A 24986-nucleotide genomic window follows, 5' to 3' on the forward strand; every position below is an offset into this window, starting at 1 on the left:
GTGCAGGAGAACACAGGCGCTGGAGCTGATTTTCCGGGCGACGCCGAGGTAACCGACGACTTCGGCCTGGCTGGTGTCCCGGATGCCTTCCAGCGCCTGTGGACTCCTCACCGCATGGCTTACATCAAGGGCGGGCAGGACCAGTTCAAGAACAAGGACGACTGCCCGTTCTGTGTGGGGCCATCGCGCACCGACGAAGAGTCGCTCATCGTCCATCGTGGCAGGACCTGCTACGTGGTGCTCAACCTTTTCCCCTACAACCCGGGCCACCTGTTGATCTGCCCCTACCGCCACGTGCCGGACTACACCGACATCACCGTGGAAGAGACGGCAGAATTCGCGGACCTCACCCAGACCGCCATGCGCGTGTTGCGGAAGGTCTCCAACCCCAGCGGCTTCAACCTCGGTATGAACCAAGGTGTCACCGGCGGCGCAGGAATTGCCGCGCACCTGCACCAGCACGTGGTTCCGCGCTGGGGCGGGGACGGGAACTTCTTCCCCATCATCGCCCAGACCAAGGCCATTACCCAGACACTGGACGAGGTCCGGAAACTGGTGGCCGAAGCCTGGCCGGAGGAGTCGAATGCTTAACCGGCATGCACGCGACTTCTTTACCTCCCTCTTCACACCCGTTGCCCGCTGGCTCCTTAAGATGGGCGTTTCACCGGACGCGGTAACGATTGTTGGCACCGCCGGAGTCATCCTGGGTGGCCTGGTCCTGTATCCGCTCGGGTACCTCTGGTGGGGTTCGGTGGTGGTTGCCACCTTTGCCTTTTCCGACGTGGTGGACGGGATCATGGCCCGGCTTCAGGGCCGAAGCGGTGGCTGGGGCAATTTCCTCGATTCCACCCTTGACCGGCTGGCCGACGGGGCGATCTTCGCCGGCATCACCATCTGGTTCTTCACGAAGGGCGCAGACCCCGCCATTGCCACGGCCGCCGTTGTTTGCCTGGTCCTGGGCATGGTGGTTTCCTATGCCCGGGCAAAGGCCGAGTCCCTGGGGTACCACGCCAGCGTAGGCCTGGCTGAGCGGGCTGAGAGGCTGGCCTCCGTTCTGCTCGTGACGGGACTGACGGGGCTTGGGCTGCCACCGGTGGTTCTGTTCGCAACACTGGTCCTGCTTGCCATTGCGAGCGTCATCACCATCGTCCAAAGGATGGCCACGGTCCACCGGCAAGCCCTGTCGGAGGCCAAGGGAACTGGCATCTGACCAGAGTCGGGACGGGCGGATTGTGCAGGTGTCCTGCCGGGCCCGGCCAAATGGGGATTTGGGGCAGTAATACAAGTACAGCCACCCCATCCACTGCGACTAGTATTACTAGTACTTGGTCACCTTGACCTGAACTCCGGTGTGCGCTGAATGCGGTCCTGTGCTGTGCGTGCCGCCGGTCAAAAGGTCGTTTATCTACCCATAGGGGTTTTTGTGTCTACTCCAGATGTAAGCAACGAAGCCGGTTCGTCCGCGAACAGCGTCACGGGCAGCAACCGCGTCAAGCGGGGCATGGCGGAGATGCTCAAGGGCGGCGTCATCATGGACGTCGTCAACGTCGAGCAGGCCCGCATCGCCGAAGATGCCGGTGCCGTGGCCGTGATGGCGCTCGAGCGCGTCCCGGCCGATATCCGCGCCCAGGGCGGCGTGTCCCGCATGTCCGATCCGGACATGATCGACCAGATCATCGCCGCGGTGTCCATCCCGGTGATGGCCAAGGCCCGTATCGGCCACTTCGTCGAAGCCCAGGTCCTGCAGTCCCTCGGTGTGGACTACATCGACGAGTCCGAGGTCCTGACCCCGGCGGACTACATCAACCACATCGACAAGTGGAACTTCACCGTTCCCTTCGTCTGTGGTGCCACCAACCTCGGTGAGGCGCTGCGCCGCATCAACGAGGGTGCGGCGATGATCCGTTCCAAGGGCGAGGCCGGCACCGGCGATGTCTCCAACGCGACCGGGCACATGCGCAAGATCCGCGCCGAGATCGCCAAGCTCTCCTCCCTGCCCGAGGACGAACTGTACGTCGCGGCCAAGGAACTGCAGGCCCCGTACGAACTCGTCAAGGAAGTTGCCGCCACGGGCAAGCTCCCGGTGGTGCTGTTCACCGCCGGTGGCATCGCGACCCCGGCTGACGCTGCGATGATGATGCAGCTCGGCGCCGACGGCGTGTTCGTGGGTTCGGGCATCTTCAAGTCCGGCAACCCGGCCCAGCGTGCTGCCGCCGTGGTCAAGGCCACCACCTTCCACGACGACCCCGACGTGATCGCCAAGGTCTCCCGCGGCCTCGGCGAAGCCATGGTCGGCATCAACGTCGACGAAATCCCTGAGCCCCACCGCCTCGCCGAGCGCGGCTGGTAAAAGCAGATCGACGACGCCGGACGGTCACCTCCCGAGGTAACCGTCCGGCGTCGTTGTTTAATCCAGCCCCCGACGCTTCAGCAGCGGTTCCAGTTCTGCGTCGCGGCCGCGGAAGGCACGAAAGGATTCCAGCGGGTCCCTGCTGTTCCCGCGGGACAAGAGTTCGGACCTGAAAACGTCTCCATTGGTGCGGGTGAGGCCGCCGTTTTCCTTGAACCATTCCACCGTGTCGGCGTCCAGGATCTCGCTCCAGATGTAGGAGTAGTAGCCGGCGGCGTAGCCCGCGCCCGCGAAGATGTGCTGGAAATAGCCGCTGCGGTACCGCGGTGGAATCAAGGGGTGGGCCACTCCGGCCTCGGCCAGGGCCTTCGCTTCGAAGGCAATAACGTCCTCCGGCACGTCGGCCTCCGAGAGGACGTGCCAGGCCACGTCGAGCAAAGCCGCGCCAAGATACTCGGTGGTTGCGAAGCCTTCGCCCCACAGCTGGGAGTCGTTGAGTTTCCGGACGATGTTTGCGGGCAACGGTTCGCCGGTCTGGTGGTGGCGGGCGTAGTTTGCCAGGACTTCCGGCCACATGATCCACATTTCATTGACCTGTGACGGGTACTCCACGAAGTCCCTCGGAACCGAGGTTCCGGAAAACCGCGGATACGTGACGTCGGAGAACAGCCCGTGAAGCGCGTGCCCGAACTCGTGGAACACCGTCCGGACCTCGTCCAGCGACAGCAGCGCGGGTTCACCGGGCGCCGGTTTGGTGATGTTGAGGTTGTTGATCACCACAGCCTGCGTGCCCAGAAGATGGGACTGCTCCACCAGGGAGTTCATCCACGCGCCGCCCCGTTTGGTCTCCCGGGTGAAGTAGTCGCCCAGGAAGAGTCCCAGCCTGCTCCCGTCTTCGTTGCGGACTTCCCAGACGCGCACGTCGGGGTGGTAGCCGTCCAGGTCCGGCCTTTCGTGGAAGGTGATGCCGTAAAGGGCGGTTGCGGCATGAAAGACGCCTTCGGAAAGGACCGATTCCAACGTGAAGTAGGGGCGGATGGCTTGCTCATCCACCTGGTACTTTTCCTTACGGACGCGGGCCGAGTAGAAAGCCCAGTCCCAGGGCTGCAGTTCATGCCCGGCCAGCTCAGCCAAGGCCGTCGCCTCCCCTTGGGCGTTGCGGACGGCCGCCGGCGCCAATCGCCCCATCATGGCCTGGACGGCTTGGAACGAGGGAGCGGTTTGTTGGTCGATCACCAGTTCGGCATAGTTGGCAAAGCCCAGGAGGCGTGCCTTCTCGGCCCGCAGACGCACGGTCTGGAGAATAAGGTCACGCACGTCCAGGGAATCATCTGATGTGCCGCGGGCCAAGGATGCTTCAAAGAGCCGACGGCGGACGGTGCGGTTCTCGAGAGACGCCAGGGCCGGCTGGTTGCTGGGCTGGATGAGCGTGAGAAGGTACTTGCCCTCGTGGCCTGCTGCCGCCGCTGCTTCAGCAGCGCCGGCAATGTCGCTGGATGGCAAGCCCGCCAGGTCACTGACATCGTCCACGAGCAGGGCGGCGGACTTCATGGCTTCCTTGGTCCGTTGGCCAAACCCTGTGCCCAGCCGGGAGAGTTCGGCGTTGATCTCCTTCAATCGTTCCTGCGCCGTGGCGTCCAACTGGATGCCTGACTGGCGGAACTCCTTGAGATATTCCTCCACCAAGCGCGCCGATTCTGCGTCCAGTCCGGATACATCCACTGCCGCGAACCGTTCATGGAGGTTTCGGTTGAGGAACACGGCGTCCTGGTGGGCGGAGATTTTGGGGGAGAGGTCGGTTTCAAGATCCCGGATGGCATCGGTGGCATCGGCCGATACCAACGTAAAGAAGGCGGCCGTGGCCCGGTTGAGCACTTGGCCGGAACGTTCCATGGCAAGGACCGTGTTGTCGAACGTTGCCGGCCCCGGATTGTCTGCGATCGCGGCAATTTCCTGGAGGTGTTGGTCGAGTCCGGCTTCCACGGCTTCCGCGTAGTGTTGGACGGTGATGTCAGCAAAAGGTGGCAATCCGAAGGGAAGCGGGCTCGGGCTGAGAAGGGGATTCGGGCTGGTCATGAAATGACTCTTTCATTTGAAGTTCGTGTCCTCAAGGGCGCCGCGCCCGATCGGTGGCAGCCGTGGCCGTAGGATGGCCGGTATGGGGAAAGTCACATTGACCGCTCGCGCCTCCGTCCCAAAGCTGGCTTGGCTGCTGACAGCCAGCGCCCTCCTTGCCTTGCTCAACGGCTGCGGGGTCATCGCCGAGAATGACTCCAGGAACACGAGCAGTGCGGCGGAGCCGCCCGTCACGGCCACACCGAGTCCCACCCCGACGCCCGTCCCCACCCACGGCAAGGGGCCGGCGTGTCCAACCCTCCGCTGCACCTCCGTAACGGTCACCGGCGACATGCTGGTCCATACCCAGCTCTGGCAGCAGGCGCGGGCAGATGCCGCGGCTGCCGGCCAGCCCGGTTACACCTTTGTTCCACTCCTCGAGGGGCAACGGAAGTATGTATCCGCCAGCGATCTCGCCATCTGCCACCAGGAGACTCCCGTGGCCAACCCGGAAGGCCCCTTCTCGGCCTACCCGTCCTTCAACGTGCCACCCCAGATCATCGCCGCGTCCAAGGACATCGGCTACCTGGCATGCACCACGGCCAGCAACCACACCATCGACCGCGGCACGGATGGCCTGCTCCGTACCCTGGATGCCCTCGACGCCGCCGGGCTGAAACACACCGGGTCCTACCGCACGGAGGCGGCGTCCAAGGAAATCCTCATGCTCAAGACGCCGGCGGCAACCATTGCCGTGATCGCCGGGACGTACGGCCACAACGGACAGATTCCGGAGTATCCCTGGCTGGTGGACGAACTGGATCCGGCCGTCATGATCGCCAAAGCAACCCAGGCGCGCGCCCAAGGGGCGGACATTGTCCTGGGCGTCATGCACGCGGGCGACGAGTACGCGAGCGAGCCCAATGCCCAGCAGCAGGATGTGGCCCATGCGCTGGTGGACAGCGGCCAGTTCACCATGGTCTACGGCCATCACACCCATTCGGTGCTGCCCATTGAAAACTACAAGGGCACCTGGATCGTCTATGGGCTGGGTAACGGTATTACGGAATTGTCGCCGTGGTACGTCGTCAACAACGAGGGCCTGCTGGTGCGCGCACAATTCAGCCAGAATGACGCCGGCGCATGGAGTGTCTCGGACCTTGCCTGGGCGCCATCCGTGATTGTCCGCGATCCCTACCGCTGGTGCTCCGTGGCCAGTGACGCTCCGCAGGGTGTTTGCGCCTCACCAGTGGCAGACGCGGAGACGCATCAGCGAACGCAAGCAGTGGTGGAGTCCATGGGCGCGGCAGCGGCCGGTGCCCACGAACTCCTCATCACCAAGGAGAAGTAGCCGCTACCGCGGCCGGCGTGCGGCGTGTTCGCGCGCGAGGCGGGCGTAGTCGTCGTCGGGCATTCCCGGAACAAAACTGCCGAACTTCCGCTCCGCGGCCGTCTTGATCAGGAAGTCCGCAATCGCCGGGTTCTTCGGCAGCAGCGAGCCGTGGAGGTAGCTGGCCACTACGTTGCGGTAGCGGGCGCCCTCATGGCCGTCCTTACTGTTGTTGCCGGCGCCTTTCGTCACGGTGCCCAGCGGGGCGACGCCGGGACCCAGCGTGGTCTGTCCACTGTGGTTCTCGTAGCCCAGGACCTCGCCGAACTCCGCGGATTTCAGGGCGACGTTGCCGATCAGACGCTCATTGGTGCCGTGTGTTTCGACGTCCAGGATGCCGATGCCGGGAATCACCGGGCCTGCGCTGGTTTTGAAGAACTTCCCGAACAGTTGGTAAAGGCCGCAGATCACCAGCATGGGGGCGCCGTCGTCAGCCAGTCCCCGCAGGACGTCGGCCCGTGCCTGGAGGTCATCCTGGATGACCACCTGGCCGCTGTCCTGGCCTCCGCCGCCCACAATGATGTCGATATCCTCCGGGAAGTCATCGCCCACGTTGTACTCCAGCAGTTCCGGCGTGTAACCGTGCCACTTGATGCGCTGCTGCAGCACCAGGGCGTTTCCCCAGTCCCCGTAGATGTTCATCTCCTTGGGATACAGCTGCAGGACCCGCAACGTACCCTTGCCCGGTTGGCTTTCCTGGGACTCTTTGGTTTCCGACGTCATGAGACCACCTCAACAATGGTGATTTTGGCCAGTTCGCGGCGGATGGCGAGCATGGCGGTGTAAGTGCAGAAGATGCGCTTGGGCTTGCCGCGCGATCCGTCGATGAACGTCCGCAGCGCTGCTGTGATATCGGTTTCGACGGCGCCGAAAGGCACCTCGTCGTACTGCAGGCGAAGGGCCATGTCGTAGGCCCGGACACCCGTGAGGACTTCCACGCCGTTCCCGCGCAAGGATTCGAACTCCACGTCCCAGAGCCAGGACATGTCCCTGCCGTCGGCGTAGTTGTCATTGATGGCGATCATGGTGGCGTAGCCGCCCGCGGGGAACGACTTGAGCCCGAGGCGGAAGCCGCTGGGGTTCTTGACGAGCACCAGTTCCAGGGGCTGGCCGTCCACCGTGAGGCTTTCGCCGCGGCCGAAGGCCGGAGCCACCTCACCCAGGGCCTTGACGAGCTTCGGGGTGTCCACTTCGCCCGCGCCAAGGATGGCCCGGGCAAGGGACAGCGCCGCGGCGGCGTTGAAGATGTTGTACACGCCGCGCAGCTTCATCCGGGTGGTGACGGTTTCGCCGTCGAACTCAAAGTCAGCGTCGTCGGCACCCACCCGGCGGAGTACGACGTCGGCCGCCGGGGCGGCGGGAGCGTCACCTGCGGCTGATGTCCCCGGGGAAGTGGTACCGGTGGCGGTCCGCATGTCGTCATCGTTGGGAAAGGTGCTTCGGAGGGACTCGTCCAGGCCGAAATAGCGGATGGCCGGGTGGAGGACCGCGTCGGGGCTGTGGATGGCTTGGGCGATGCGTGCCACGCGTGGGTCTTCGCGGTTCAGGACGACTGTATCCGTGGTCTTGAGGGCGATGTGTTCCAAGAGCCGGGCAGTCTTGTCGATCTCGCCAAAGCGGTCCAACTGGTCACGGAGGACATTGAGCAGGAGGCTGAAGCGCGGCGAGACCTTGTTCACGAAATGGACAGCATGTGCCTCATCCAGTTCCAGGACGGCCACGTCGGCGTCGAGCTTTCCGCGCCAATCGACGTCGCCCAGCAGCGACGCGGCCACGCCGCGGGTGAAGTTGCTTCCGCTGCGGTTGGTGAAGACCTTCAGGCCCTGGCTTTCAAGGAGTTCCACCACCATCTTGGTGGTGGTTGTCTTGCCGTTGGTCCCGGTGACCACGGCAACGCCGTGCGGCAAGGAAGCCAAGGTCCGCTGCATGAAACCGGGGTCGATTTTCTCGACCACCAGGCCGGGAAAAGCTGAGCCTCCGCCGCGAAGCCGGGACAGTCCACGGACCACTTTGCCGAGGGGGACGCTGAAGGAAAACATGCTCTGTAATATATCCCAGTTGGTGCATGAAGCCCGGTCCCTGGACGTGGTCCCGGTGTCCGGGCCACTATGATGGTCGAATGACCAATTCCCTTTCCGACGCTTCATCACGCGTGGGTGCAGGACTCCGGATCGGCGTGCTGGCTCTCCAAGGCGACTTCCGTGAACACATCCATGCGGTGGAAGCCGCGGGTGCTACGGGCATCGGCGTCCGCCGTCCGGCCGAACTCGATGACATCGACGGCCTCATCATTCCCGGTGGGGAGTCCACGGCGATCGACAAGCTGGCCCGGATCTTCGAGGTTGCGGATCCGCTGCGCAAACGCATTGCCGACGGCCTTCCCGTCTATGGGTCCTGTGCCGGAATGATCCTGTTGGCAGACGAGATCGCCGATCCGGCCACCGACATGGAGGGGAACCCGCAGCAGACCTTCGGTGGCCTGGACATTACCGTGCGCCGCAATGCCTTCGGCAGGCAGCGGGAGTCCTTCGAAACGGACCTCGACTTCAAGGGGCTCGACTTCAGCGCTGGGGAGTCCGGCGTCGATCCTGTGCATGCCGTCTTCATCCGCGGACCGTGGGTCGAGCGCGTGGGTCCGGACGTCGAAGTATTGGCCCAGGTGGATCCCGACCATGCAAGCCACACGGCCACTTTGCATGGATTGGCTAGAATTGTTGCAGTGCGCTCCGGCCACCTGTTGGCAACCTCCTTCCATCCGGAAGTGACGGGCGAGAAGCGCGTGCATGAACTCTTTATTCGAATGATCAGAGGAGAAGCGTAAAGCATGTCAGGCCACTCCAAATGGGCGACCACCAAGCACAAGAAAGCCGTCATTGACGCGCGGCGTGCAAAGTCGTTCGCCAAGCTGATCAAGAACATCGAAGTTGCTGCCCGGATGGGCGGACCGGACCTCGCCGGCAACCCCGGCCTGGAACTTGCCGTTACCAAGGCGAAGAAGACCTCCGTTCCCAACGACAACATCGACCGCGCCATCAAGCGTGGTGCCGGCCTCACCGGTGAAGTGGTTGACTACACCGAGATCATGTACGAGGCACGCGGACCGCAGGGCTCTGCCGTGCTCATCGAATGTCTGACCGACAACAAGAACCGCGCCGCTTCCGAAGTCCGGCTCGCGATCTCCCGCAACGGCGGCACCATTGCCGACCCCGGATCCGTCAGCTACCTCTTCACCCGCAAGGGCGTGGTGGTCCTGCCGAAGAATGGCCTGAGCGAAGACGACATCCTCATGGCGGTCCTTGAAGCAGGCGCCGAAGAAGTCAAGGACAGCGGCGAGAACTGGGAAATCCACTCCGAGCCCTCGGACCTCCAGGCCATCCGTGATGCCTTGAAGGATGCCGGGATCGATTACGACTCGGACGAAGCCGAGTTTGTCCCGTCCATGCAGGTGGACCTGGACGTCGACGGTGCCAAGAAGTTCATGAAGCTGGTTGACGCGCTCGAGGACCTGGACGATGTCCAGAACGTCTACAGCAACGCCGACTTCAGCGAGGAAGTGCAGGCAGCCCTCGACGCCGACTAGGCCGGGGCAACGCAACACATCCACCACTGACAGGAAGGCCCGGACTTGACTCTTCGCGTATTGGGAGTCGATCCGGGCCTTACCCGTTGCGGCATCGGCGTGGTGGACATCGAGCGGAACCGACGGGCAACCATGGTGGCAGTGGGGGTGGTAGGAACCTCAGCCGAACTGACGCTTGACCGGCGTTTACTGGTGATCGCCCAGGCCATCGATGAGTGGTTGGACCTGCATGAACCCGATGTGGTGGCGGTGGAGCGGGTGTTCTCACAGATGAACGTCAGCACGGTCATGGGCGTGGCGCAGGCGTCAGGCGTCGTCATTGCCGCCGCAGCCCGGCGGGACATTCCGGTGGCCCTGCATACGCCGTCGGAAGTGAAAGCGGCCGTCACCGGCAGTGGCAGCGCCAACAAAGAGGCCGTGACGAAGCTGGTCACCAAGATCCTTCGCTTGGATGCCCCACCCAAGCCCGCGGACGCCGCCGATGCTTTGGCCCTCGCCCTGACCCACGCCTGGCGGGCAGGTGGGACCATGGGGACGGCTTCCGCCAAGGGCCAGTCGTCGCTGACTCCAGCCCAGCGGGCGTGGGCGGAAGCCGAAGCCAAGGCGCGGCGTGGTCGGTAAAAGCCGGCGGCGCTTGCTAGGCTATTCGTAGATATGTTCGGATAACTACAGGAGCCGGGTCTTGATCAGTTTTCTTCGTGGAACGGTTGCCCACGTTGGCTTGTCCACCGCAGTGATCGACCTCAACGGTGCCGGCATGAGCGTCTACGCCACGCCCCAGACGTTGAGCCACCTCAAGGTGGGCGATGAAGCCAAGCTCTTCACGTCCATGATCGTCAGGGAGGACTCCCTGACCCTGTTCGGATTCGCTGACGAAGATGAACGTGAGGTTTTCGATGTCCTCCTGGGCGTCAGCGGCATCGGTCCCCGGCTGGCGCTGGCCGTGCTGGCCGTCCACGAGCCCGAAGCCATCCGGGTAGCCGCCCACACCGGTGACACCAAGGCCTTCACCAAGGTGCCGGGCATCGGCCCGAAGGTTGCCGGCCGCCTGGTCCTGGAGTTGGCAGGAAAGCTCGTCCCGCACGGAACAGGAACGTCAAGCACCCCCGCCGTGCAAATCAGTGCCGAATGGAAGCCCCAGGTGGTTGCAGCCATGACCAGCCTGGGCTGGTCGGAGAAGGACGCCACAGGAAGCATCGACAAAGCCATGGCCGACTCTCCCGAATTGGTGGACTCCGGCAACGTTGCCCAGATCCTCCGCGCCACGCTGCGTTGGCTGGGGCAGGACGGCGCCCGTGCGGGCAACCGCGTAGGCAGCCGTGGCTGAGCAATCCCTCGTAGCCGGGGGAGAGGAACCGGAGGAGCGGGTCATTGAAGCCGCGCTCCGGCCCAAGAACCTGCACGATTTCGTGGGCCAGCACCGGGTCCGGAAGCAGTTGTCGCTGGTGCTGGAAGCTTCCCGCATGCGTGGGAGGAGCGCTGACCACGTGCTGCTCTCCGGCCCTCCTGGCCTTGGCAAAACCACCCTGGCCATGATCATTGCCGCAGAAATGAATGCACCCCTTCGCATCAGCAGCGGCCCGGCCATCCAGCATGCCGGTGACCTTGCGGCCATCCTCTCCTCGTTGTCCGAGGGGGAAGTGTTGTTCCTCGACGAGATCCACCGCATGTCCCGGCCTGCCGAGGAAATGCTTTACATGGCCATGGAAGACTTCCGCGTGGACATCGTAGTGGGCAAGGGAGCGGGTGCCACAGCCATCCCGCTGGAATTGCCGCCGTTCACCCTGGTGGGTGCCACTACCCGTGCGGGCCTATTGCCCGGCCCGCTCCGCGACCGGTTTGGTTTTACCGGACACCTGGAGTTCTATTCGGTGTCCGAGCTTGAGTTGGTCCTGCGACGTTCGGCCGGCTTGCTGGATTTGAAGGTCAACTCTGCAGGGTTCACCGAGATTGCCGGCCGGTCCCGGGGAACGCCCCGTATTGCCAACCGCCTGCTCCGGCGTGTCCGGGACTGGGCGCTGGTACACGGCATTGAGCAGATCGACGCCCGCTCGGCCGCGGCGGCCCTGGACATGTACGAGGTGGACGTGCGAGGTCTGGACCGGTTGGACCGCTCGGTCCTGGAAGCCCTGATCACCAAATTCAACGGTGGGCCCGTGGGGTTGTCCACACTGGCCATCGCCGTCGGAGAAGAGCCGGAGACGGTGGAAACCGTTGCCGAGCCGTACTTGGTCAGGGAAGGGCTGATGGGCCGCACGCCGCGTGGCCGCATCGCCATGGCAGCGGCCTGGACGCACTTGGGATATGCGGTGCCTGCCGGGGTCTTCGGCCAGGAACAGCTGGCACTGTTTGACGAGGACGAAAACAACGCTGAGAGCGTAGACACCCTCGGTTAACACGCCCCGTTCAGAATTTCCCTCTAGACTGGTATGACGCTCGGCACAGGACGTTGCCGTGAACAAAACGTAAGTACAGAACGGAACTTCCCTGTGGATCCAATGACCATATTGCTGTTCGTCATGCTTGGCCTCTTTGTCTTCATGATGTTCCGCCGCAACAAGAAGACCCAGCAGCAGCAGGCTGAGATGCAGTCGAAGTTTGCGCCGGGTGTTGACGTCATGACCAGCTTTGGCCTGTTTGGCCGCATCGTGTCCATAGACGAGGCCGAGAACAAAGTTGTCATCGAGCTCTCCCCGGGCAACGAGGCCACGGTCCACCGCCAGGCTGTCACCAAGGTGGTGGACAAGCCCGAAGAGGAAGCTCCGGTTGTGCCGGACGACGCTTCTTCCCTCACTGTCGCCGAGACTGAAGGCCCGGCTGCAACTGAGACGCCCGAAGAAACCATCGCGCGCCTCAACAAAGAGGACAAGAAGGACAATTAGCACTGTCAGTCGCGGTAACACCGCGCACGTTAACTTCTAAGGCAGCGGAAAGCCGCCGGCGGACGCTTACCAGCGTCGGCCGGCGGCTGTCCGGCGATAACAGGAAGATCGATTAATGGCACGGACCGGCCCCAAAAACTCAGCCCGCAGGGTGCTGACCTGGCTTGGAGCAATTTTCGTTGTACTGACCGCCGTCCTCGGTGGCGGTGTCCTGACTGGCCACGCCAGCTGGGCTCCCAAACTCGCCTTGGACCTTGAGGGTGGAACCCAGATGATCCTGGCGCCCAAGGTGGAGGGGGCCAGCGATATCAATGAGGAGCAACTCAACCAGGCTGTCGCGATCATCCGCCAGCGCGTTGACGGCTCCGGTGTTGCCGAAGCCGAAATCAGCACGCAGTCAGGCCGCAACGTCGTGGTCAGCCTGCCGGGTACGCCGTCCAAGGAAACCCGCGACCTCATCCAGGCCTCGGCGGACATGAACTTCCGCCCCGTCATCACCTACGGCGATCCTGCTGCGGTCCCCGCCGAATCCCGCACTCCGGACGACCAGCTGAACAAGCCGACCGCCGAGCCGACCAACGCGAGCGATCCGAACTGGGTCACCCCCGAGGTCCAGAAGGAATTCGAGGCCCTGGACTGCGTCAATCCTTCAACGGAGAAGCGCGACCGTTCGGACCCCGCGAAGCCCCTGGTGACGTGCGAGGCCGCGACGGACAAGACGCCCGCCATCAAGTACATCCTCGGACCGGTGGAGGTCAAGGGCCAGGACATCGCCGATTCCACGTTCTCCCAGGTCCAGGGTGCACAGGGAACGGTGACCAACTCCTGGGGCGTGAACATCGTCTTCAACGGTGACGCCACGGAGAAGTTCAAGCAGGTTACCGAACGCCTCAACCAGTACTACGTTGCCGCGCAGGCCCAAGGCAGTGACGACCCCAAGTCGCAGTTCGCCATTGTCCTGGACGACAAAGTCATCTCGGCTCCACGCGCCCTGGCCGTCATCACCGATGGCCGTCCGCAGATCACCGGAAACTTCACCCAGGCCACAGCCAAGGCCCTCTCCGACCAGCTCCGCTACGGCGCACTGCCCATCAGCTTCGAGATCCAGTCGCAGGAACAGATCTCGGCCACCCTCGGTGGGGACCAGCTTCGCCTTGGCCTGTTGGCGGGCCTGATTGGCCTTGCCTTGGTGGTTGTCTACTCGCTGTTCCAGTACCGCGCTCTCGGTCTGGTAACGGTGGCATCGTTGGTTGTGGCTGGTGCGCTGACCTACCTGGCCATCGCCATCCTGGGCTGGACCGAGAACTACCGTCTGTCCTTGGCCGGTGTGGCCGGTTTGATCGTCGCCATCGGCCAGACGGCTGACTCCTTCATCGTCTACTTCGAACGAATCCGCGACGAGCTCCGTGAAGGCCGCGGCCTGGTCTCCGCCGTCGAGAACGGTTGGAAGCGCGCCAAGCGCACCGTCCTGGCATCGAAGGCCGTCAACCTCCTCGCCGCCTTGGTCCTCTACTTCGTGGCCGTCGGCAACGTCCGTGGCTTTGCCTTTACCTTGGGCCTCACGGCCGTGGCCGACCTCATCGTGGTCTTCATGTTCACCCACCCCACGCTGCAGGCCTTGGCGCGTACCAAGTTCTTCGGAGAAGGGCACCGCTTCTCCGGCTTGTCTCCTGACCGGCTGGGAGCAGTACCCCTGTACCGTGGCGCAGGCCGTCTCCGGACGCCCGCCGACAAGCCGGTCAACGTCCGCGCCCGGAATGCGGGTGCCACAGCCGAAGCTGAACGCCGCATGACCATCGCCGAACGGCGCCTTGCCGAGAAGGGCCAGCTCACCGGCACCTCGAACGGCACCAAGGAGGAGAAGTAATGAAGACGAGCTTCGCAACCTTCGGCTATGAGCTCTACACCGGCAAACGTTCGTACAACTTTGTCGACTCCAAGAAGATCTGGTTCACCATCGCGGCTGTCGCAGTGGTCCTTTCGATCCTGATTCCCGTTCTCAAGGGAGGCTTCAACCTCGGGATCGAATTCCGCGGCGGTTCGGAGTTCACGGTTTCCAACGTGAAGACCACCGATGCCGCCCTGGGCGAGAAGGCTGTCCACGACGTCGTCGCGGGCGCCGTGCCGCGTGTGGCGAACGTCGCCGGCAACACCATGCGCATCCAGACGGACCAGCTGACTGACGACGAAACCAACCGCATCAAGGATGGCCTCACCAGCGCCTACGGCGTGACCGAGAATGAGGTCACCTCCAACTTCGTTGGTCCCACCTGGGGCCAGGATGTCACCCGGCAGGCGCTGATCGGCCTGGTGGTCTTCGTTGGACTGGCTGCCGTCCTCATGGCCCTGTACTTCAGGACCTGGAAGATGTCCCTGTCCGCCCTGGTGGGCATGCTCGTCACGATGTTCACCACAGCGGGCGTGTACGCCCTGAGCGATTTCGAAGTCACGCCGTCGGCCATCATCGGCTTCCTGACCGTCCTTAGCTACTCGCTGTATGACACGGTGGTGGTCTTCGACAAGATCCGTGAGAACACGTCGGACATCGCGACCTCTTCCCGCCGGACTTTCGCCGAAGAGGTAAACCTCGCGGTCAACCAAACCCTGGTCCGTTCCATCAACACCATGATGGTGGCCGTTCTTCCGGTTGCTGCGATCCTGTTCATCGGTGCCGGACTTCTTGGCGCGGGCACCCTGCGGGACCTCTCGTTGGCCCTGTTCGTGGGTATCCTGATCGGAACTGCCGCCACGATCTTCATTGCTGCGCCTCTGTACGCGTGGCTGCGCCAAGGCGAGCCGGAGCTCGTCAAGCAAGCCAAGAAGGTCTCCCACCGCCGTACCGAGGCCGCTGTTCCCAGCGCCTAGGAACTCTTTCACCGGAAGAGCCGGGCACCTGCTTCAGCGCAGGCGCCCGGCTCTTTGACTTGCCGGTCCATCCGTCATGTGCTGCCGGGTTGCGGAAGCATTCGCTTCCGGGAATAGACTGGGAGAATTAAATCGGTCGTGAGGGGTACTTCTGTGGAAGAACGTGCGACGTCGGCACCACCGGCGGGCGGGGAAGACGGTCACAGCGGGGTGGCTGTTCCAGCAACAAGCGTGGCTGGACGGACTGCTGCTGTCCCGGTTGATGCCCCCGGGCCACGCCCAACCTTCCCTGGACGACGCGAACGCACGCGCTCCCGCCTGGCCCGCCTGACCGGCAGGGGAGTGGCACCATACTCGCCCATCCTGGAGCCGTTGCTGCGGACCGTCCGGGCCAACAACCCCAAAGAGGACTTCGACCTCATCCAGCGCGCTTTCGCCGTCGCGGAACGCAGCCACCAAGGGCAAAAGCGCAAGAGCGGCGATCCGTACATCACCCATCCCGTAGCCGTCGCCACCATCCTGGCGGAGCTCGGCATGACCGGTACCACGCTGGCGGCAGCGCTGCTGCATGACACTGTGGAGGACACTCCGTACACGCTCGCCGATCTGACGCGGGACTTTGGGCCGGAAGTAGCCATGCTGGTGGATGGCGTCACCAAGTTGGACAAGGTCAGCTTCGGCGAGGCGGCCCAGTCCGAGACGGTCCGCAAGATGGTCGTGGCCATGGCCAAGGACATCCGTGTCCTGATGATCAAGCTGGCGGACCGGCTCCACAACGCCCGTACCTGGCGGTTCGTGTCCGCTGAATCCTCCTCCCGCAAGGCGCGCGAAACCCTGGAGATCTTTGCTCCGCTGGCCCACCGCCTGGGCATGAACACCATCAAATGGGAGCTCGAGGACTTGTCCTTTGCCGCCCTGTACCCCAAGGTGTACGAGGAAATCGTGCGGATGGTGGGGGACCGCACGCCGGAGCGTGAGAAGAGCCTCAGCGTCATCCGCAACCAGATTGCCGATGACCTTCGCACCGCGCGGATCAAGGCGACCATCACCGGTCGCCCCAAGCATTACTACTCCATCTACCAGAAGATGATCGTCCGGGATAAGGACTTCGACGACATCAACGACCTCATGGGCGTCCGTGTCCTGGTGGATTCGGTCCGGGACTGTTACGCAGCCCTGGGCACCCTGCATTCGCGTTGGAACCCGCTTCCGGGGCGGTTCAAGGACTACATCGCGATGCCCAAGTTCAACATGTACCAGTCACTGCATACCACCGTGATCGGTCCTGGCGGCAAGCCCGTTGAGATCCAGATCCGGACCCACGAGATGCACCGCCGGGCGGAATACGGTGTAGCGGCGCACTGGAAGTACAAAGACCAGCCCAACCGCACGGCCGTTGGTCCGGGAAGCCCGCGTGACGGTGACATGGGTTGGCTGCGGTCATTGGTTGACTGGCAGCAGGAAACTTCCGATCCCGGCGAGTTCCTCGATTCGCTGCGTTACGAGATCAACGCCCGGGAAGTGTTCGTGTTCACGCCCAAGGGCGAAGTCATGGCGCTTCCGGCGGGATCCACGCCCGTGGACTTCGCCTACGCCGTCCACACCGAAGTGGGACACCGCACCATCGGCGCCCGGGTCAACGGCAAGCTGGTACCCCTCAACAGCGAACTGAACCATGGCGACTGGGTAGAGATCTTCACCTCCAAGGCAGAGGGTGCCGGCCCCAGCCAGGACTGGCAGCATTTCGTCAAGTCGGCGCGTGCCCGCAACAAGATCCGCCAATGGTTCAGCAAGGAACGCCGCGAAGAGGCCATTGACCGCGGCAAGGACATGCTGACGCGGGCGATGCGCAAGCAAAACCTGCCACTGCAGCGCCTCATGACCCATGACGCCTTGTCGTCCGTGGCCGAGGACTTCCATTACGTGGATATTTCCGGCCTGTACGCGGGTGTAGGAGACGGCCACACGTCTGCACAGTCGGTCATGGAAAAGCTCATGGAGCAGCTGGGTGGCCATGAGACGCCTGATGAGGACCTTGACGAGGTCAGCATTCCGACGCAGGTGGCCAAATCCAAGTTCTCCGATTCCGGCGTCATTGTGCGCGGCGTGGGCGATGTGTGGGTCAAGCTTGCCCGGTGCTGTACGCCCGTCCCGCCGGATCCGATCCTGGGCTTCGTGACCCGGGGTTCCGGAGTGTCGGTTCACAGGACCGACTGTACGAATGTCGCAGGCCTTCGGGACCAGCCGGACCGGATCGTGGAAGTGGAATGGGCTCCGACGCAGTCGAGTGTATTCCTGGTGGAGATCCAGGTTGAGGCGTTGGACCGCAAGTCCCTGCTCTCCGATGTCACCAGGGTGCTTTCGGACAACCACGTGAACATCCTTGCGGCATCGGTCCACACGTCCAGCGACAGGGTGGCCATTTCCAAGTTTGCCTTCGAGATGGGTGATCCGAAGTATCTGCATCACGTCCTGAGTGCCGTACGCCGCATCGACGGAGTCTTTGACGTCTACCGGACCACGGGCAACCGCCGCCGAAGCTAGCCATCCTGTAACCGGGCCAAGGTGGCGAGGGCGCGCTTCTTGTGCGGTACCCGCGGGGCAGCCTGCACGGCCAGGGTGACCAGGCGGAGCCGGACTCCAAGGTCCGGCTTTTCCAGGAGTGAAGACAACGCCGGAAGCGCATGCTCGGCTTCGACGTGCAAGGCGATGTCCGCTGCGGTCCGCAAGGGGCTGCTGACGAGCAACCCGCCAAGGCTGACGACGTCAAACTGGCCGAGCCGGACCTCGTGCAGGCTGCAGCCACGGGCACCGCGGATGCTGGAGATGCGGTGCTTCGCGTCAACCAGCAGCGTCAGGCTCCTGGGTGGCCTGGCACAGCCATAGATCCATGCCGCCGTCAGCCTGCCGGCCACCACTTTGGTCCGCATGCGTTCCGGAACGGCCAGCGCGGCAGCCCGGGCTCTCAGACGCGGGGTGACCGCGGATCCGGACGCTGCGTAGCTTTTTCCGTACAGCGGCGACAGGATGCCATCCGATGCCATGCTCTGGAGTTCGGGCCAAGTGAAGATGCGTGGCGCGGAGTAGAGCTCATGAAGTACGGGTTCTTGCAGATGCGCGGTGGTGACAGCGGAGACCATCCATCGATCATTTCCCGAACCCCGAAAACGAGTACAGGCCCCGACCCGGCTATGTGGATAACCGGGACGGGGCCTGCCTTCGTGGAAAAAATCCTACGCGAGGTCGCTTGCCGAGCGCTGGATCTGGTCCAGCCAGGCCTGGCGGGCTTCGAGGGCTTCGCGGGCGGCCTTGATGCGTCGCTGGTCGCCTGCTTTCTCAGCTTTCTCCAGGTCATCCTTGAGGCTGGCGATGGCCGACTCAAGCTGCGAGAGTGCACTGTTGGTGCGGGCCTTGGTCTCCGGGTTGCTCCGGCGCCACTTCTCTTCTTCGGCTTCCCGGACAGCGTCCTCAACCTTGCGCAGGCCGGCCTCGATGCGTCCCATGTCCGCACGCGGCACCTTTCCGGCGTCCTCCCACCGGTCACGGATGGACTGCAGGGCCTTCTTGGCAGCGTTCAGGTCATTGATCGGCAGGAGGGCCTGGGCCTCGGCCACCAGCTCTTCCTTGACAGCCAGGTTGGCGGTGTATTCCTGGTCGATCTGGTCGTTGGCCGACTGCCGGTTGCTGAAGAAGACGTCCTGCGCTGCACGGAACCGGGCCCAGAGCGCGTCGTCGTCTTTGCGGCTGGCGCGGGGAGTGGCCTTCCACTGGTCCATGAGCCGGCGGTATTCGCCTGCGGCATAGCCCCAGTCCGTTGACGAGGAGAGTCCCTCGGCCTCGGTGATCAGTGCCTCCTTGGCGGCCTTCGCTGCCGAGTTGTTGCTGTCCAGCTGCGAGAAGTAGGCGCGGCGGTGGCGGTCGAAGACCGTGCGTGCCGACCGGAAGCGCTTCCACAGTGCGTCTTCGTTGCTGCGTCCCAGGCGGACGCCGCTCTTCTGCGCCGCCTTCCAGGTCTCAAAGAGCTCGTTCATGCGGGCGCTCGAGGTCTTCCACTGGATCTGCGCGGGATCCTGTCCGGCGATGGACTCGGCTTCTGCGACGATCGCTTCGCGGGCTGCGAGTTCGCTGGCCCGGACGGCGTCGTGCGCCGCCTTCTCCGATTTTTCCAGCTCCACGATCTGGGTGGAGAGCGAGTCCAGGCGCGCCTCGGCGGAGCGGATATCGCCCACCATGTTCCGTTCAGCCAGTTGTTCCCGCAGATGGGCGACGGTCTTCTGCATGTCCGTGGCCGGTGCCTTGGATTCCACGCGGTGTTCCAGGAGCACCACCTGGGCGATCACGTCGTCGAACTTCCGGGCGAAGTACCCCAGGGCCTCATCAGGGCTGACGCCGGGGTATTGGCCTACGGCGAGTTCTTCACCGTCCAGGGTGAGGAACACATGGCCGTCGCCTTCGGCGCGGCCCCACTTGGCGGCTTCGGCGAGGGACGCTGCGGACACTGCCGGCGCGGCAGGTACGACGGCGGCGGGAGCCTTGGGACGCGCTGCGAAGGCAGCGGGCGAGGGAGCCGGGCGGGGTGCAACAGGCTTGGCTTCCGGCGTCGTGGTTTCGACGCCCGGCGTCTCTTCCTGGCCGCTGCCCTCGGTCGCCTCGACGGCTTCCTGGTTGGTCACTGCTGCTGTTTCGTCGGATTTCTGACTGTCTGTCACCGCTAAAAGTCTTTCGCTTGGAGGGACTGCTAAAGGTCATGCACCCCAGGCCGGGGCCGGGAGTCGGTTACTTCAGTGAAAAAGAGTCTATCGTGACAGGTGCCACAGGGGCGCCGTCGTTGTTGGCGGCACCGGCCTTCAGCCCGGCCGCCGCGATCTTGGTGACCACATCCAGGCCACTCGTCACCTTCCCCACTATGGTGTAGCCGCCGGCAGAGTCCGAAGGGATCAGGGTGTCCTTGTAGACGATGAAGAACTGGTGGCCGTTTCCGTAGGCGTTGTTGCCGCTGCGTGCCACGGCGATGGTTCCCGCGGGGTATTTGTTGTCGGCCGGCGTGTTTTCCAGCGGTCCCCACCGGTAGTTGGGGTCATCGGAACCGTCCTCGGCCTTGGCGCCGCACTGCAGCAGCCCAAAAGTATCCGAGGTTGTCAACCGGTGGCAGAAGGCTCCAGCGTAATAGCCGGAATCGCTAAGCGACTTGAGGACGGCAGCAGCCTGTGGAGCGGTGGTTCCATCGATCTGGACTCCCACCACGCCGCTGTTCAGGGTGAGTTCTCCCGTGAAGGTCTTCCCCGCGGCTGTGTCCGCACTGGGAACGTCCGCGCTGTTGCTGGCTGCGGGCGAGGCGGACGGTGAACTGAGCCCGGCCTGGGCCGCTGCATACTCCTCCTCAGTTGGATTGGAGCTGAACACCGTCAATTGGAGCACCACGGCCAGGACCAAGGCCACGATGGCTGCGGTGATGGCAAGGGTATTGTCCCGCTTGCGCCGCTTGTCCTGTTCCTGCCGCAGGGCACGCTTGGCTTCCATTTGCCGGATGCGTCGTCTGGCCTCGCGTTCATCGCGCGACTTCGTTGCCAAGAGTCCTCCTGTTAATGTCCGTGTACCAGGGCGGCCGAGGGGATCCGGGCATGCTGCATTAGAAGTGCACGCGAGGAAAGCATAAACTGGCTGCCGCACATAGTTTATGCATGACCGTCTGGACTCCTGCCCAATAAACGCTGATTGGATGTTTATTGTCGCTGCATTGAATTCCGGGTCGGCTTTCTTCGAGGAGACATTTCCACCATGGCACGTACCGCCTCCCTGTCCGGATTCCCCGAGTGGCTTCCCCAGGAGCGGTTGGTGGAACTCCATGTCCTGGATACCCTCCGCAAGACCTTCGAGCTGCACGGTTTCTCATCGATTGAGACCCGCGCGGTGGAAACGGTTGGCCAACTGCTGCGCAAGGGCGAAATCGACAAGGAAGTCTATGGATTGAGCCGGCTCCAGGATGACGAAGGCGAACCGGCGAAAGCTGATCGCTCGGATCCGAACGCGCTTGCACTGCACTTCGACCTGACGGTGCCGTTCGCGCGGTACGTTGTGGAGAACGCCGGCTACCTTGCCTTCCCCTTCCGCCGCTACCAGATCCAAAAGGTGTGGCGCGGAGAACGACCGCAGGAGGGCCGTGCCCGGGAATTCACGCAGGCCGATATTGACGTTGTGGGCGACGGTGAGCTGCCGTTCCGCTACGACGTGGAAATCGCCCTGGTCATTGCCGAAGCCCTGAGCGCACTTCCGATTCCGGAGTTCCGGCTCCGCGTGAACAACCGCAAGCTGGCGGAAGGTTTCTACCGCGGCATCGGCCTCACGGACACTGCGGGGGTGCTGCGCAGCATCGACAAGCTGGAGAAGATCGGTGCCGACAAGGTGGCGGAGTTGCTCAAGAGCGAGCTAGGGGCCACGGACGAGCAGGCCGGCCTGGCGTTGCAGCTCGCCACGATCCGCACCGAGGACACGTCCTTCGTGGCCCAGGTCAAGGCTCTCGGTGTCAAGGACGACCTTCTTGACGAAGGCCTGAGCGAGCTCGAGCAGGTCATTGAGGCAGCAGTGCTGCGTGCCCCCGGCAAGGTGCTCGCAGACCTCAGCATCGCCCGCGGCCTGGACTATTACACCGGCACGGTGGTGGAGACCGTCCTGGTTGGCCATGAGCAGCTGGGTTCCATTTGCTCGGGCGGACGTTACGACGCCCTGGCCAGCAAGGGCAACCGCAAGTTCCCCGGCGTTGGCCTTTCCATTGGCGTGACCCGCCTTGTCTCGCGGATACTGAGCCAGGAGTTCGCCACGGCATCCCGTTCCGTGCCAACTGCGGTCCTGGTTGCCTTGAACCACGATGACAGCTGGTCCGCAGCACAGGACGTCGCTGCGCAGTTGCGCAGCCGCGGCATCGCCACGGAAGTCGCCGCGAAGGCCGAAAAGTTCGGCAAGCAGATCAAGTTCGCGGACCGTCGTGGCATTCCGTTCGTGTGGTTCACCGACGAGGATGGCAAGCACCAGGTCAAGGACATCCGTTCGGGCGAGCAGGTGGATGCGGATCCGGCCACCTGGACTCCGTCGGACGAGGACCTGTACGTCCGGGTCACCACCGCCTGACTTCCCCCGTAGCGGGGGCCGCGGCCGGGGCGGGTAAACTCGGACGGGATCGTCCTTGCGGACATCCCTCAAAATTCATGCTGAAAGGAATGCTGTGCTGCGCACACATGACCTCGGATCACTCCGTTCCGAGCACATTGGACAAACCGTTACCCTGGCCGGCTGGGTAGGCCGCCGCCGCGATCACGGTGGCGTGGCATTCGTTGACCTGCGTGATGCCTCCGGTGTCGCCCAGGTGGTTGTCCGCGAGGAAGAGGTCTTCCACGGCCTGCGCAACGAATACGTCCTGCAGGTGACCGGTACCGTCAACAAGCGTCCCGAAGGCAACGAGAACCCCGCCCTGGCCACCGGCGACATTGAGGTCATCGCGGACAAAGTGGTGATTCTCAACACTTCCGATCCCTTGCCGTTCCAGATTGACGAGCACGTGGAAGTTGGCGAGGAGGCACGCCTCAAGCACCGCTACCTGGACCTCCGCCGCCCGGGCCCGGCCCGCAACATCCGCCTCCGTTCCGAGGCCAACCGCGTAGCCCGTGAACTGCTGCACCAGCGTGGATACGTCGAGATCGAAACTCCCACGCTGACGCGTTCGACGCCGGAAGGCGCCCGCGACTTCGTGGTTCCGGCGCGTCTGGCCCCGGGTTCCTGGTACGCCCTGCCGCAATCGCCGCAGCTTTTCAAGCAGCTCCTCCAGGTGGGCGGCTTCGAGAAGTACTACCAGATCGCCCGCTGCTACCGCGATGAAGACTTCCGCGCGGACCGCCAGCCTGAGTTCACCCAGCTGGACATCGAAGCCAGCTTCGTGGACCAGGACGACATCATCGACCTGGGCGAAGGCATCGTCAAGGCACTCTGGCAGCTGATCGACGTCGAAGTCCCCACGCCCATCCGCCGCATGACCTACCTCGACGCCATGGCCCGGTACGGTTCGGACAAGCCGGACCTGCGCTTCGGCCTTGAGCTGACCGAGCTGACGGAATTCTTCAAGGACACCAACTTCGGTGTGTTCAAGGCTCCTTACGTGGGCGCCGTGGTCATGCCCGGTGGTGCGTCCCAAGCCCGCCGCGCCCTGGATGCCTGGCAGGAATGGGCCAAGCAGCGCGGTGCCAAGGGACTGGCTTACGTCCTCTTCAAGGAAGACGGCGAGTTGGCCGGTCCCGTTGCCAAGAACCTCACCGAGCAGGAACGCGCGGGCCTGGCGGATGCCGTGGGCGCCAAGCCGGGGGACTGCATTTTCTTCGCAGCGGGGGAGAAGTCCGCTTCGCGTGCACTGCTCGGCGCAGCCCGCGTGGAGATCGGCCACCGTACCGGCCTGATCGACCCGAACGACTGGGCGTTTGTCTGGATTGTTGACGCCCCCATGTTTGAGCCTGCTGCCGCGGCTGTGGCGTCCGGGGACGTTGCGGTTGGCGCCGGCCAGTGGACGGCTGTGCACCACGCGTTCACCTCGCCCAAGCCTGAGTTCCTGGACACCTTCGACCAGGATCCGGAATCGGCGTTGTCCTACGCCTACGACATTGTGTGCAACGGCAATGAGATCGGTGGCGGTTCCATCCGTATCCACCAGGCCGATGTCCAGGAGCGCGTGTTCAAGCTGATGGGCCTGGACAAGGAAGATGCCGAGACCAAGTTCGGCTTCCTGCTCGAGGGCTTCAAGTACGGCGCCCCTCCGCACGGCGGCATCGCCCTTGGCTGGGATCGCGTGGTGGCCCTGCTGGCCGGCGTCGAGTCCATCCGCGACGTCATCGCCTTCCCCAAGACCGGCAACGGCTTTGACCCGCTGACCGCAGCGCCTGCTCCGATCACGGCGCAGCAGCGCAAGGAAGCCGGAGTGGACTTCAAGCCGGAGGCCAAGCCTGCCGCAAAGCCGGAGACCAAGTCCGAGTAAAGTTCCCCTTCGAAGGCTCCCCGTCCGCGGGGGGCCTTCGGCGTTCCCGCCGTCAGTGAAAGGTGGCCCCCTTCATGCTGGACCAGTCCTCGATCGAAGCCCTCATGGACGAGGCCTGGCCGTCCTTGGACCGGGAAGAATCTGGTGCTTGGGTGCTGAGGGCGTCTGAGGGCGTGACGCAGCGGGCCAATTCAGTGTGGCCACGCGGATTGTCCGCTGGCGCGGACGGCGCGGCGCTGGCCGCGGCCGTCCGTGATGCCTCCGAGTGGTACCGTCGCCGCCTCCCGCTGATCTTCCAGGTGTTCGACGACGCCCGCAGCGCGGGCCTCAATGACGTCCTGGATGGCTTGCGCTTCACCCGGCAGTCCGCCACGCAGATCATGGTGCGCGGCACGTCGGGCCTGCCGTCCTGCGGTGACGGCCGCGTGGAGTTGTCGCGTTCCCCATCGGAGGAATGGCTGAGGCTGTGGTGGTCGGTGGACGGCCGCGGCGGTGAGCCTGAACTGGAGGTCGCGCGCAGGATCCTGACCGGCTGTCCTTCCGTCTACGCCCTCGTGTGGGACGACGGCGGCCTGCCGGCCGCCGTCGGGCGTCTTGCTTTGGCGGGTGGCTGGGGTGGCGTTTATGGCATGGCGACGTCGGAAGCGCATCGCAGGCGGGGCTACGCAAGTGAGGTGCTGGACGCTCTGCTGAACGAGGGTGCCCGTGAGGAGCTCAAGGGATTTTGGCTGCTTGTCACGGCGGCAAATCATGCTGCGCAGAGCCTGTACCGGCTGGCAGGCTTCAGGGACTACGGCAGCTATTTGTATCGGCAGGCACCGCTGCGGCGGGCAAGGTCAGGCTGCTAGAAA

At 63.9% G+C, this 24986-nt stretch carries 22 protein-coding genes; 16 read left to right on the forward strand and 6 right to left on the reverse strand.

Features of this window, described 5'->3' with window-relative positions; all coding sequences use genetic code 11:
- The 3 genes from ACIQTZ_RS03180 to pdxS all read left to right on the forward strand — a co-directional run bounded on the left by ACIQTZ_RS03180 (window position 1) and on the right by pdxS (window position 2350).
- Window positions 1-591, forward strand: a complete 591-nt coding sequence (locus tag ACIQTZ_RS03180; protein WP_402977456.1) for an HIT family protein — start codon at window positions 1-3, stop codon at window positions 589-591.
- The gene (gene pgsA, locus ACIQTZ_RS03185; RefSeq protein WP_402977459.1) at window positions 584-1210 is read left to right on the forward strand and encodes a phosphatidylinositol phosphate synthase; all 627 of its coding nucleotides are present in this window, start codon (window positions 584-586) and stop codon (window positions 1208-1210) included. The genes ACIQTZ_RS03180 and pgsA overlap by 8 nt, the downstream gene beginning before the upstream one ends.
- Before the next feature lie 213 nt (window positions 1211-1423).
- Window positions 1424-2350, forward strand: a complete 927-nt coding sequence (gene pdxS / locus ACIQTZ_RS03190; protein ID WP_031215979.1) for a pyridoxal 5'-phosphate synthase lyase subunit PdxS — start codon at window positions 1424-1426, stop codon at window positions 2348-2350.
- A 57-nt stretch (window positions 2351-2407) separates the two neighbouring features.
- Here the strand turns inward: pdxS and ACIQTZ_RS03195 are convergent, their stop codons facing one another.
- Window positions 2408-4426, reverse strand: coding sequence for a M3 family metallopeptidase (locus ACIQTZ_RS03195; protein ID WP_402977462.1), 2019 nt, complete (start codon window positions 4424-4426; stop codon window positions 2408-2410).
- 73 nt (window positions 4427-4499) lie between these two features.
- Here ACIQTZ_RS03195 and ACIQTZ_RS03200 point away from each other — a divergent pair, with 73 nt between their 5' ends.
- The gene (locus ACIQTZ_RS03200) at window positions 4500-5756 is read left to right on the forward strand and encodes a CapA family protein (protein WP_402977465.1); all 1257 of its coding nucleotides are present in this window, start codon (window positions 4500-4502) and stop codon (window positions 5754-5756) included.
- Between the two features lie 3 nt (window positions 5757-5759).
- Here the strand turns inward: ACIQTZ_RS03200 and ACIQTZ_RS03205 are convergent, their stop codons facing one another.
- Window positions 5760-6518, reverse strand: coding sequence for a type 1 glutamine amidotransferase (locus ACIQTZ_RS03205; protein WP_402977468.1), 759 nt, complete (start codon window positions 6516-6518; stop codon window positions 5760-5762).
- The gene (locus ACIQTZ_RS03210; protein WP_402977470.1) at window positions 6515-7834 is read right to left on the reverse strand and encodes a MurT ligase domain-containing protein; all 1320 of its coding nucleotides are present in this window, start codon (window positions 7832-7834) and stop codon (window positions 6515-6517) included. Before ACIQTZ_RS03210 ends, ACIQTZ_RS03205 begins: the two co-directional genes overlap by 4 nt.
- Window positions 7835-7914: 80 nt before the next feature.
- Here ACIQTZ_RS03210 and pdxT point away from each other — a divergent pair, with 80 nt between their 5' ends.
- The 9 genes from pdxT to ACIQTZ_RS03255 all read left to right on the forward strand — a co-directional run bounded on the left by pdxT (window position 7915) and on the right by ACIQTZ_RS03255 (window position 17666).
- Window positions 7915-8616 (forward strand): pyridoxal 5'-phosphate synthase glutaminase subunit PdxT, encoded by a 702-nt coding sequence (gene pdxT, locus ACIQTZ_RS03215; protein ID WP_402942912.1) that lies wholly within the window; start codon window positions 7915-7917, stop codon window positions 8614-8616.
- Between the two features lie 3 nt (window positions 8617-8619).
- Entirely contained in the window at window positions 8620-9375 is a 756-nt protein-coding gene (locus tag ACIQTZ_RS03220) for a YebC/PmpR family DNA-binding transcriptional regulator (RefSeq protein ID WP_402977473.1), read from the forward strand.
- A gap of 45 nt (window positions 9376-9420) precedes the next feature.
- Entirely contained in the window at window positions 9421-9996 is a 576-nt protein-coding gene (ruvC, locus tag ACIQTZ_RS03225) for a crossover junction endodeoxyribonuclease RuvC (protein WP_402942906.1), read from the forward strand.
- Window positions 9997-10057: 61 nt separating this feature from the next.
- The gene (ruvA, locus tag ACIQTZ_RS03230) at window positions 10058-10702 is read left to right on the forward strand and encodes a Holliday junction branch migration protein RuvA (RefSeq protein ID WP_402942904.1); all 645 of its coding nucleotides are present in this window, start codon (window positions 10058-10060) and stop codon (window positions 10700-10702) included.
- A complete protein-coding gene (ruvB, locus tag ACIQTZ_RS03235) occupies window positions 10695-11771 on the forward strand; it encodes a Holliday junction branch migration DNA helicase RuvB (RefSeq protein ID WP_400331920.1) in 1077 nt (358 codons plus the stop codon). The genes ruvA and ruvB overlap by 8 nt, the downstream gene beginning before the upstream one ends.
- A gap of 102 nt (window positions 11772-11873) precedes the next feature.
- Window positions 11874-12257, forward strand: a complete 384-nt coding sequence (yajC, locus tag ACIQTZ_RS03240) for a preprotein translocase subunit YajC (RefSeq protein WP_402942898.1) — start codon at window positions 11874-11876, stop codon at window positions 12255-12257.
- 115 nt (window positions 12258-12372) lie between these two features.
- Window positions 12373-14124 carry a protein translocase subunit SecD gene (gene secD, locus ACIQTZ_RS03245; RefSeq protein ID WP_400331927.1) on the forward strand — a complete coding sequence of 584 codons (1752 nt, stop codon included), beginning with the start codon at window positions 12373-12375 and terminating at the stop codon, window positions 14122-14124.
- Window positions 14124-15122, forward strand: coding sequence for a protein translocase subunit SecF (gene secF / locus ACIQTZ_RS03250; protein WP_400331930.1), 999 nt, complete (start codon window positions 14124-14126; stop codon window positions 15120-15122). The genes secD and secF overlap by 1 nt, the downstream gene beginning before the upstream one ends.
- A gap of 153 nt (window positions 15123-15275) precedes the next feature.
- Window positions 15276-17666, forward strand: a complete 2391-nt coding sequence (locus tag ACIQTZ_RS03255; protein ID WP_397321945.1) for a RelA/SpoT family protein — start codon at window positions 15276-15278, stop codon at window positions 17664-17666.
- Here ACIQTZ_RS03255 and ACIQTZ_RS03260 read toward each other — a convergent pair.
- The 3 genes from ACIQTZ_RS03260 to ACIQTZ_RS03270 form a co-directional block, all read right to left on the reverse strand.
- The gene (locus ACIQTZ_RS03260; protein ID WP_402977477.1) at window positions 17663-18262 is read right to left on the reverse strand and encodes a hypothetical protein; all 600 of its coding nucleotides are present in this window, start codon (window positions 18260-18262) and stop codon (window positions 17663-17665) included. The genes ACIQTZ_RS03255 and ACIQTZ_RS03260 overlap by 4 nt on opposite strands.
- Before the next feature lie 93 nt (window positions 18263-18355).
- Window positions 18356-19831: a DUF349 domain-containing protein gene (locus ACIQTZ_RS03265; RefSeq protein ID WP_402977480.1), complete on the reverse strand. Its 1476-nt coding sequence runs from the start codon at window positions 19829-19831 to the stop codon at window positions 18356-18358.
- 67 nt (window positions 19832-19898) lie between these two features.
- On the reverse strand, window positions 19899-20693 hold the full coding sequence (locus ACIQTZ_RS03270; protein ID WP_402977483.1) for a peptidylprolyl isomerase: 795 nt from the start codon (window positions 20691-20693) through the stop codon (window positions 19899-19901).
- A 207-nt stretch (window positions 20694-20900) separates the two neighbouring features.
- Between ACIQTZ_RS03270 and hisS the strand changes: the two genes are divergently transcribed.
- The 3 genes from hisS to ACIQTZ_RS03285 all read left to right on the forward strand — a co-directional run bounded on the left by hisS (window position 20901) and on the right by ACIQTZ_RS03285 (window position 24983).
- Entirely contained in the window at window positions 20901-22247 is a 1347-nt protein-coding gene (gene hisS / locus ACIQTZ_RS03275; protein ID WP_402942885.1) for a histidine--tRNA ligase, read from the forward strand.
- A gap of 94 nt (window positions 22248-22341) precedes the next feature.
- Window positions 22342-24135 carry an aspartate--tRNA ligase gene (gene aspS / locus ACIQTZ_RS03280; RefSeq protein WP_402977486.1) on the forward strand — a complete coding sequence of 598 codons (1794 nt, stop codon included), beginning with the start codon at window positions 22342-22344 and terminating at the stop codon, window positions 24133-24135.
- Between the two features lie 74 nt (window positions 24136-24209).
- Entirely contained in the window at window positions 24210-24983 is a 774-nt protein-coding gene (locus ACIQTZ_RS03285; RefSeq protein WP_402977489.1) for a GNAT family N-acetyltransferase, read from the forward strand.
- Window positions 24984-24986: the final 3 nt, after the last annotated feature.

This window comes from Paenarthrobacter sp. NPDC090520, assembly GCF_044769205.1.
Lineage (GTDB): Bacteria > Actinomycetota > Actinomycetes > Actinomycetales > Micrococcaceae > Arthrobacter.

Coding starts and splice junctions, on each gene's coding strand:
- ACIQTZ_RS03260 (WP_402977477.1), bottom strand. CDS start 18,262: ATGGTCTCCGCTGTCACCACCGCGCATCTGCAAGAACCCGTACTTCAT.
- yajC (WP_402942898.1), top strand. CDS start 11,874: ATGACCATATTGCTGTTCGTCATGCTTGGCCTCTTTGTCTTCATGATG.
- pdxT (WP_402942912.1), top strand. CDS start 7,915: ATGACCAATTCCCTTTCCGACGCTTCATCACGCGTGGGTGCAGGACTC.
- hisS (WP_402942885.1), top strand. CDS start 20,901: ATGGCACGTACCGCCTCCCTGTCCGGATTCCCCGAGTGGCTTCCCCAG.
- secD (WP_400331927.1), top strand. CDS start 12,373: ATGGCACGGACCGGCCCCAAAAACTCAGCCCGCAGGGTGCTGACCTGG.
- ACIQTZ_RS03195 (WP_402977462.1), bottom strand. CDS start 4,426: ATGACCAGCCCGAATCCCCTTCTCAGCCCGAGCCCGCTTCCCTTCGGA.
- ACIQTZ_RS03220 (WP_402977473.1), top strand. CDS start 8,620: ATGTCAGGCCACTCCAAATGGGCGACCACCAAGCACAAGAAAGCCGTC.
- secF (WP_400331930.1), top strand. CDS start 14,124: ATGAAGACGAGCTTCGCAACCTTCGGCTATGAGCTCTACACCGGCAAA.
- ACIQTZ_RS03200 (WP_402977465.1), top strand. CDS start 4,500: ATGGCCGGTATGGGGAAAGTCACATTGACCGCTCGCGCCTCCGTCCCA.
- ACIQTZ_RS03285 (WP_402977489.1), top strand. CDS start 24,210: ATGCTGGACCAGTCCTCGATCGAAGCCCTCATGGACGAGGCCTGGCCG.
- ACIQTZ_RS03210 (WP_402977470.1), bottom strand. CDS start 7,834: ATGTTTTCCTTCAGCGTCCCCCTCGGCAAAGTGGTCCGTGGACTGTCC.
- pgsA (WP_402977459.1), top strand. CDS start 584: ATGCTTAACCGGCATGCACGCGACTTCTTTACCTCCCTCTTCACACCC.
- ACIQTZ_RS03205 (WP_402977468.1), bottom strand. CDS start 6,518: ATGACGTCGGAAACCAAAGAGTCCCAGGAAAGCCAACCGGGCAAGGGT.